Here is an 8,618-nt window from a genome sequence, read left to right as displayed (position 1 = left end):
GACGAAGGAAATTTCTTTAAAGTTAATAGCGACACAACCGAATATAAATCCCCAAACACACCTCTGAATTCAGGAAATACTTGATCTAAAATCGCTTGGAATTGTAGTTTTGTCTGAATTAAAGTACCAGTAATAGTTTCGTGTTGTCTCGTAAGGTCACGTAAGTTTAAGAGCTGAACGCCACGCTTTTGTATGGCTCAAGTTCCTCTTTATAATAGAGTTCGCACAAAAGATAAGCATCAGCAGCGTCCGTCTTAACCTTTCGTAAACTTGAACTTTTGGCCTTGTAAGAAATCAATGGGTTAATAATGATTAAGAGATAGCCTCGCTCCTGGAGATAGTGAACAATAGGAGCTTGATAGTGTCCTGTTGCTTCCAGAATAACCGGAGGTTTCTTCCCTATCTCAGCAGTCAAACCTTCGATGAATTCCACAAGGGATTCAAGTCCCTCATTAATATGTGATACTTTAAAGCTCTTACGGTATGGTTTCCCTTTATCTAGAAATGCTTGAACCTGACTTTCTCCTTTTGACACATCCAGACCAATGACTGGATTCATTCTAAATCCCCTCCAAATGATAATCTAACCGGTACCCCTAATTCCTTCTTGTAGTGTCACAGCTTCGCTTGTTATACGAGATCTACGTCCCAACCAGCCTCAATCATGTTTCTACAAGTAGGGGGTAAACTGTTTACTTGACGGGATCTATGTCCCACGGGCAGAGACGTTTTACCCCGGCTACTGTTATAATAAGACCATATAAAACAAGGTCAACCAGAAATATTTTCTTATCTGGCTGACCTTATAATACGAACGAGGCAGAATAGTTACATAAGAGGCAAAAAAACTGCCGAGTGAGTCACCGACAGTTCTAGTGCTTAATGGTAGTGAGTATCTTGTTTTTGATTAATCATATCTTTAACTTTTTCAATCCCTTGTTCAATCATTTCATCAGCAATCATAACTCTATCTGTATCGTATTTTTCTGCTGTTGATACTTCAAATTGAAGTTTCTCGGCATAAGGTGCTGGTCTATTCATAATAAAAGCTGAAGTTACTTCACAATAAACATCACGCGCTTTCTCAGCGTTTAACTTACCTGTAACAATATCATTCATTAGGTTAAGAGCAAGAATATTAGCTGCTTCCATATCGCATCGCGAAGACACTTCACCTCTTGTCCTTTCAACAATCACACTACCATCAAACTTAGCAAGTTCGCTAAACATTTCTGGTGGTACAGTATAGTTTATATAGTTTTCAATGACATCAGTATGAGGTTGCGGGAAATCATGGGGAATTTCATCGCGATAGACAATTGTACGTTTCCACGCTCCGTTGTTATACCATATTAGTCTACTTGGAGTTGCTTCGTTTGGGGGACCGTATTGTTCAATTGTCAGTTTGGTTGCTTTTGTAGACATAGCATTCCAATCTTGAATAAACGCTTGTACTGTGTTCATATCTACAACAGTTTTAGTTGGTTTTTCTGCTCCTCCAATAGCCTGTACCTTTAAATCACTTGCCATAGCGGTTGCTGCTGTTTTCAATTTTTCTTCTTGTTCCAAATGTATCACCCTTTCAAATATGTAGTTTTTTTATTTTTTGATAAATTTATATATATATACTATGTATTTTATTAACTAACAGGTGTGTTAAATCAGAAGGGTTAACGCAATTTTCTTGAACTGATTATTCTAATGAGCCATAATAGTGATGGCGAAAACATGAGGTATGAGTTTTATGAAATTTTCATGAAACGTGGGTTTGAAGGTTTAAATGATATTGAGGTAAAAAAATGAAAATTAATATTTTATATATAATGGAACAATTGTGAAGGTTTTCACTTAAATTAACGGGTAGCATTCCTTCAACAAGATGTTTTTTTATGTCAACCGTTTGGAAATTAATGTTAAACTAATGAAGCAGTTTAATTGAAGAATAATTATAATTTCTAGTGGTTTTAGTTGCAGGAATTATTCGAGAAATATAGAATATATTGTTATGTAGTTTTAGTAAAAGGAGGCGTTGTCGATGAAAAACGAATTAATTATCTTTGGGCGTAAATATGAGGGGATAACGTTTCACTAGCCCATAAACTGCGTGGTTCCCCTCAATATTGAAAGGGGTATCATATTGAATAAAATTTCTTTAGAATCCATTGATAAAAGCAACTGGGAAGAAGCTATTAAATTATCTGTAAAAGAAGAACAACATACATTTATTGCCTCCAATCTTTATTCTATTGCAGAAGTTCAATTTTTAGATAACTTCTATGCAAAAGGTATATATATTGATAACAAAATGATAGGGTTTACAATGTATGGTATAGACCCTGACGATAATAATTATTGGATTTATAGACTTATGATTGATAAAGAATACCAAAGAAAAGGTATAGGAGTACAGGCTATATATCTCATTATTGAAAAGATAAGAGACATTAATGATAAAAATATTCCTCTAATTATGATTGGTTATAATCCTGAAAATCTTTCGGCGAAATTTGCTTATAAAAAGGCTGGATTTATTGAAACTGAATTATCATCTTGGGGTGAACAATTAGCAAAGTTTACCTTGTAAAGTGTCTAATACTAAGGGAGGATTTACTTCTATAAGGAGTAAAACCTTTTTGTTCAACTACCATGAGAGAATGTTTTTTTCTCTCATTTTTTGTGGTGAAGCAGAGTTTCATGGATGGCTAACGGGGGCTTTCCTTGAACAAGGATAAGCGCTTATTTTCCATTCTAGTACCAGATTGTTGAATAAAACTACTAATCACACTGACCATACTCCTAATAGTTTGAAGCGGGAGTGTGAGTGTGGGGATGACCAATGGGACCGCTGCCGCAAGTTTACTAAACGATATTGTTTTAGAAAAGGGGACCCTTTCAAAACGTTGTATACTCCATCTCGTTTTTACGAAGATCCTAGTGTAAAAAGGTTTTTCAGGAAAAATGCTGATGTGGTAAAGCATTTAATAAAAGGAAAGCTTGAGAAACCAGATAAAAACGTAAATGACTTATCCAATGATGAAGGTGCAGCTGTTACAATTGACGGAAAGCGCAAAGGTGCTTATAAGGATGATAAAGGGAAGCTACATATTGTCGATACAACCTGTACCCACATAGGTTGTGAAGTTAATTGGAATCATGGGATCGAACTTGGGATTGCCCATGTCATGGATCAAAGTTTTCCTACACGGGCGAAGTCATTGAAGGGCCAGCTGAAAAGCCCTTACAACGAATTGAACATACCATGCTTGACAACTTAACTTCAGAAGACTCAGGTTATTAGAAGTAAGACCATAATAACAAAACGCTTAAAGGGGAGCTTGTAAACAAGCTCCCCTTTAAGCGTTTTGAAAAATAAGATGGTTTTCATAGTTTTTTCTAATGATTATATCCAAGCAAAAAAACTTTATAAAAATAGTCTATAAATATGAAATAAGGGGTTGCTAATCATGAGTACCGGTTATGCAGGCGCAGGTTTTGCGTTAATTGTTGTATTGTTTATCCTATTAATTATTGTAGGAGCATCTGGTGGCGGTTACGGCGGTTACGGCGCTTACTAAGTAAGAAGAGGATCCAATCAGAAGCATCTGGTGGCTCTTTACTTCAAAAAAATGAAAGGGTGGTTTTATCGATGTCTAATGTACCTGTAACAGGATTTTTGTATTACTCTGAAGGGGATGACCCTTTTCATTCACATAATCTGTATATAACTAGTTGGGATGGGCAACCAGTTCATACCCATCAATTTAAAGGTGTAACATCTTTTGATGTAGGGCATAACCATTATTATGCAGGAACAACAGAACCTGCACCAAGCGGGGTACAGCATACTCATAAGTATTTTACTTTTACTACTGTTGATGATAGACATAAACATGTTATTCATGGAGTAACAGGGCCAGCTGTCCGTCTCCCCGACGGGGGGCATTATCATGAGTTTAGTGGGGAAACTTCTGTTGATGGTGCTATTCCACATAGACATAGGTACATTGGTAAAACAAGTCCTTAGTATAAAAAATAGTAAAATAGCGTCAGCGATAGTCCTAACAAATAATTCTTTTAAGTGAGATGAGAAAAGAGCCAACATATAGAGATGTTGACTCTCTTTTGCTCGAAGTGAGTTTGTTAAGTAGGAACGTAATGTGCAATATTGATTGAAAGCCTTCTGTATCACATTCGCATTGACGTTCTGGTGTACATTGACAGTTATAACCACATTTGCAATTAGGATTATAACAATGAGGGTTTGGACAAGGTTTAGCATAATTGACTTGACCAAATTATTGGAAAAAACCTTCATATATATCCATTAAATTCCCCCTAAAAACTTGTATTTATAATAATTACGTGAAAACTTTGTCCATTATTCCAAGGTGAATCCTTAAATGTGAATGTTAAGTAAACTTTTTTATATAGAAACTATACATTTGATAAAAATCGGTTGGTTAAGAAAGTAAGGATACTTGAATAACAGGAATAGCGTAAATCTAAGGATATACTTCACTTATCGCTATATGTAATAAATTGATTTTGGTTTTCCAAACTTTATTTAAAGAATACGCTAGTATTTACCATATTCTTAGTACCTTTGTCCAATCATAAATTATCAATATGAATAAATTATAGTAAGTCTAAAACGAAAGGAGGGGTACAAATGAGTAGAGTATGGAGAAACCCAGATAGATTCGGTAACAGAAGAGGTTCAAGGAATAATGTTGACAGTGAGGTTCGTAGTGACGTAGATGTAGATACGGAATTAGATTCTAGACTTGATAATGACCTAGATAATGAAAATGATATTAATTTAAAAGACAAAAACACAAGTATCGCCAGAGCTAAAGTTTTTAATAGTGGAAACTCTAGGTTGGATATAGATATAACTGTTGATAGTAACTCACGAGCCAGAGTACGTGCAAGATCAGATGCTGATTCAGACCAAGAACAAGATCAAGAACTAGACATTTAAGAAAAATAAGGGATACTAGCTTTCTAGTATCCCTTTCCAATATTGGGAGGATAAAATATGCAGAAACCTGTTGAAAACAAACTTAATACAATGGTTGGGCATAGCGGAAACTCAGATGTTGACCTTACAGTGAAAGTAGATATTGATACAAAAGCAATTGCTTATGGCATGATATGTAGTTTATATGCTAGGGGAGATTTAAATGAACTAGAACTAGAAAAGGCAATTCAAAAGCTTGATTCATTAATAGATAGAGATAAGGAAAAACGGAAATTAACTAATAATAATATCACTGTAAGTAAGCCAAAACTATTCGATTTTCCCCAACAAAATTCAAGAAGAAATTGGTTTTAACTTATTTCTTCTTTACATAAATTCGTCAGTTTTAGAGGGATAGGTTATTCGTTTTAGGATTAATTAATGTTTTCATTTTGTGTAAATCATGAATTTTCGTTTCAATCTCTTTAATTTTACTTGTTGCAAAATTCTGCATTTCCTCTGAACGAAATATTTTATCATTTGAAGCAGATAAAAGACTTTTAATTTCTTCGAGCGTAAACCCTAAATCTTGCGTTCGCTTAATAAATTGACTATTTTTCACGACTTTGAGGAAATTTTCTGTAACCTGATTCCGTTCGAGGAGGTTCAGAAATCAACCCACGCCTTTCATAATATCGAATGGTTTCAATATTGACGCTTGTTTCTTTTGCTATTTGGCTTATTGTTAATCCTTCCATTTCATCCCCTCCTCAGTTATTAGATAGCTTTTCGGAAATTAGTTTTCCGTATCAGCTCCATTCGTACAAATGAATCTTATCTTACCTTTGTAGTTGAACAACTAGATCTACAATTCGATAACAAAGCCTCAATGAAAGAATTAGGTGAGAAAGTCCATTTGACCGGTCCAGCTGTTTCAGCTAGAGTGGCAAAATTGGAAGATAGTGGAGTGATTGAGGGTTATACCATTAATGTTAACCAAGTTAAATTGGGATTTTATATACATGCTTTTCTAACGATCTTTACACAAAGCACTAACCATCAGCCATATTTATCGTTCATCAAAACGCAGGAACAATATCTTGTACGTAACTATAAGATTAGTGGAGATGGTTGTTATCTTCTTGAATGTAAATTTCCATCCAATAAACGAATGAATCAATTTTTAGAAGAATTAAACGAGCATGCCAACTATAAATTATCAATTGTTATTGATAAATAGCCATTAACATAATCGTGATTTATGAAGTAATGTACTTAAACAGACGGGAGCGATTGTTCAATAAGAGCAGTCGCTTTTGTGTTAAAGAGGGAGTTTAATATTGAAGTTATAGTATTCTTTTTAAGATTACATCATTGTTGGCGCTACTTCAGTTTAAAAGGCAGCATTTATGCTGCCTTAAATCACTATTTAAAGGGGCTATAACTAGTATCCACCACCGTATCCATACCAGGGATAATAAGGGTAAGGAGGGTAGTAATATGGGTAACGGAATATTCTTCTAAAAAAACGAAATGGGAAACGACGTCGGCGGAATCGACGAAATCTTCTCCTGCGAGGTCGTCCGTAATCATCGTAATCGTAATCATTATCGTAGTAATCATCATCTCCATAGCCAAATTGCCTATTCATTTGTCCTGCATCAACATCTTCGGGAACTAACATAGTAACACCTTCTTCATCCATGCTATCGATAATACCATCAAACTGTGATCCATCACTCAGTTGTCCTATAACATGGTAGTTCATATACTTTTTACATAGACCTTTAATTTGGTCAGGATGGTAATCACCCTGAAATTGATGAGGATTCATTTGGATGTTGTTGTTCACTTAACAGCTCTCCTTTCTTTACACCAGTATGATATTCTCCCAGCTTGGGTTATGTTACCGTATATGTAAGGCAAATTTAGATTTCTCCTGTCGGCTTCATAACATTCCCACGCTTTTGACAGAATCAAAATCAATCCCTTCAATAGGAAAATTTAATTTATTTCTGTTAGTAAAAGAGCGATTGTATGTGTGTATAGGACGGTCATGATTAAAGGTGTGGCATTGTTTCGGTCCTATATTTTTTGTACTCTTTGGGTTATTTCTATTTTTTGAAGCAAAAGTATTTACAAAAGAATATCATCAAGAACAGGATTGGAAAAATATAGTTTGGAAAGGAATATTCACCCGTAATATATACTGTAAAGAAGAGTATATAAATCATAGGTTTCCGTTAGAAATGGAGAAATTGCAATTTTGGGCATTTTTAAGATGGGAAGAAAGCTAGTCTTTATTAAGCTAAAGGGTGCGTTCCTTTAATTAGGGACGCTTTTTTTCAACCTTCCATAGGTAAAAATGGTAAAATAAAGAAGCGGTTTAATATAACAAAAATGAAAAATTATTAGGAGTTGATATTAACTTGACTAATTTATATTTTGTTAGGCATGCACACTCTACATACACACCCGATGAATTAAATAGACCTTTATCGGAAAGAGGTTTTACTGATGCAACAAGAGTTACTAAATTATTAGAAAAAGAGGAAGTTGATATTGTAGTTTCAAGTCCGTATAAACGAGCTGTCCAAACTGTCGCTGGCATAGCTGAACACATAAATAGAAAAGTTGAAATTATAGATGGTTTTAAAGAACGTACTTTAACCACAGTCCCTGCTGAAGATTTTACTCTTGCGATAACAAAAGTATGGGAAGACTACAACTTTTCATGGGAAGGAGGTGAGTCTAACTTTGTCGCACAAAAAAGAGGTGTAGATTCCACTTATAATGTATTAGAGAGTTACAAAGATAAAAATGTAGTTACCGGAACACATGGAAATATAATGGTTCTAATCATGAATTTCTTTGACAAACAATATGATTTTTCTTTTTGGCAAAATCTCGATATGCCAGATATATATAAATTAACTTTTGATGGCAAATTGCTAAGACACGCAGAAAGATTATGGGACAAACTTTAATATTGTTCTTCAACTATCGGGTGCGATGCTTGAACAGTGAAGCGTCGCTTTCCTTGTTCCACTATCGGGCAGGATAATTGAGGTAGGAATTGAACCTATAAGGGATATAATAGGTTTCTGGAGTTGATAAAACAATGTTTAATATTAGAATAGCTACACATGAGGACATACCATCCATAGCTAAAGTTCATATCGATAGTTGGCGAACAACTTATAAAGGTATAGTGGATTCCGATTTTATTGAAAACTTAACATATGAATGGTCCGAGAAACGTCATCTAAATGTATTGTCTGATAAAGATATGTTTATTTATGTGGCAGAGGACAAAGAAGGAAATATTGTTGGTTTTGCATCGGGTGGACCAGAAAGGGGTAATGACCCCTTGTACAACGGTGAATTACACGCAATTTATATTTTAGATGAATACCAAGGATTGGGCTTAGGTAGAAAGCTATTTACGGCTGTGACAAAGCAGTTGAGAGAGAATGGTTTTAATTCTTTACTCGTCCTTGTACTTGAAAACAATATTTCTGCCAGAGAATTTTATAAATCCCTTGGAGGCAAAGAAGTACGAGAAGGGGTGTTAGAATTAAAAGGTCAAACGTATAAAGATATTGCTTATGGGTGGACTGATACAGCTTTTTTAATATAAATCCTTCTTCAACAAACG

Annotated in this window: 12 protein-coding genes and 2 pseudogenes; 9 read left to right on the top strand and 5 right to left on the bottom strand. The window is 34.8% G+C overall.

Annotated features, from left to right (window positions below):
* Window positions 1–559, bottom strand: a pseudogene (locus tag CEF19_RS00760) (IS110 family transposase); the annotation flags it as partial.
* Between the two features lie 320 nt (window positions 560–879).
* On the bottom strand, window positions 880–1,569 hold the full coding sequence (locus CEF19_RS00755; protein ID WP_100404312.1) for a hypothetical protein: 690 nt from the start codon (window positions 1,567–1,569) through the stop codon (window positions 880–882).
* A gap of 568 nt (window positions 1,570–2,137) precedes the next feature.
* On the opposite strand from CEF19_RS00755, the gene CEF19_RS00750 reads away from it, so the two are divergent.
* The 6 genes and pseudogenes from CEF19_RS00750 (at window position 2,138) to CEF19_RS00725 (ending at window position 5,335) form a co-directional block, all read left to right on the top strand.
* On the top strand, window positions 2,138–2,584 hold the full coding sequence (locus CEF19_RS00750) for a GNAT family N-acetyltransferase (RefSeq protein ID WP_100404311.1): 447 nt from the start codon (window positions 2,138–2,140) through the stop codon (window positions 2,582–2,584).
* A gap of 242 nt (window positions 2,585–2,826) precedes the next feature.
* Window positions 2,827–3,298 (top strand): annotated as a pseudogene (locus tag CEF19_RS00745) (Rieske 2Fe-2S domain-containing protein); the annotation flags it as partial.
* Window positions 3,299–3,464: 166 nt separating this feature from the next.
* Window positions 3,465–3,575 (top strand): YjcZ family sporulation protein, encoded by a 111-nt coding sequence (locus tag CEF19_RS00740; RefSeq protein ID WP_100404310.1) that lies wholly within the window; start codon window positions 3,465–3,467, stop codon window positions 3,573–3,575.
* Between the two features lie 71 nt (window positions 3,576–3,646).
* A complete protein-coding gene (locus CEF19_RS00735; RefSeq protein WP_100404309.1) occupies window positions 3,647–4,024 on the top strand; it encodes a YmaF family protein in 378 nt (125 codons plus the stop codon).
* Window positions 4,025–4,669: 645 nt separating this feature from the next.
* Window positions 4,670–4,981 carry a hypothetical protein gene (locus tag CEF19_RS00730; protein WP_100404308.1) on the top strand — a complete coding sequence of 104 codons (312 nt, stop codon included), beginning with the start codon at window positions 4,670–4,672 and terminating at the stop codon, window positions 4,979–4,981.
* 57 nt (window positions 4,982–5,038) lie between these two features.
* Window positions 5,039–5,335, top strand: coding sequence for a hypothetical protein (locus tag CEF19_RS00725; RefSeq protein ID WP_100404307.1), 297 nt, complete (start codon window positions 5,039–5,041; stop codon window positions 5,333–5,335).
* A gap of 31 nt (window positions 5,336–5,366) precedes the next feature.
* Here CEF19_RS00725 and CEF19_RS23425 read toward each other — a convergent pair whose 3' ends face one another.
* Window positions 5,367–5,582, bottom strand: a complete 216-nt coding sequence (locus CEF19_RS23425; protein WP_198510221.1) for a MerR family DNA-binding protein — start codon at window positions 5,580–5,582, stop codon at window positions 5,367–5,369.
* Window positions 5,572–5,718, bottom strand: a complete 147-nt coding sequence (locus CEF19_RS23420; protein WP_198510220.1) for a MerR family DNA-binding transcriptional regulator — start codon at window positions 5,716–5,718, stop codon at window positions 5,572–5,574. Before CEF19_RS23420 ends, CEF19_RS23425 begins: the two co-directional genes overlap by 11 nt.
* A gap of 23 nt (window positions 5,719–5,741) precedes the next feature.
* Here CEF19_RS23420 and CEF19_RS00715 point away from each other — a divergent pair, with 23 nt between their 5' ends.
* A complete protein-coding gene (locus CEF19_RS00715) occupies window positions 5,742–6,200 on the top strand; it encodes an Lrp/AsnC family transcriptional regulator (RefSeq protein WP_406565376.1) in 459 nt (152 codons plus the stop codon).
* Between the two features lie 204 nt (window positions 6,201–6,404).
* On the opposite strand, the gene CEF19_RS00710 is transcribed toward CEF19_RS00715, so the two are convergent.
* Entirely contained in the window at window positions 6,405–6,812 is a 408-nt protein-coding gene (locus CEF19_RS00710; RefSeq protein ID WP_227521887.1) for a hypothetical protein, read from the bottom strand.
* 577 nt (window positions 6,813–7,389) lie between these two features.
* On the opposite strand from CEF19_RS00710, the gene CEF19_RS00700 reads away from it, so the two are divergent.
* Both CEF19_RS00700 and CEF19_RS00695 read left to right on the top strand, forming a co-directional pair.
* Entirely contained in the window at window positions 7,390–7,947 is a 558-nt protein-coding gene (locus CEF19_RS00700; protein ID WP_100404304.1) for a histidine phosphatase family protein, read from the top strand.
* 134 nt (window positions 7,948–8,081) lie between these two features.
* Window positions 8,082–8,600: a GNAT family N-acetyltransferase gene (locus CEF19_RS00695; protein WP_100404303.1), complete on the top strand. Its 519-nt coding sequence runs from the start codon at window positions 8,082–8,084 to the stop codon at window positions 8,598–8,600.
* Window positions 8,601–8,618: the final 18 nt, after the last annotated feature.

Source organism: Bacillus solitudinis, assembly GCF_002797395.1.
Classification (GTDB): domain Bacteria; phylum Bacillota; class Bacilli; order Bacillales; family Bacillaceae_D; genus Halalkalibacter_A; species Halalkalibacter_A solitudinis.
Note: the sequence above shows the minus strand (reverse complement) of the source record. Positions and strands in the feature narration are given on the sequence as shown.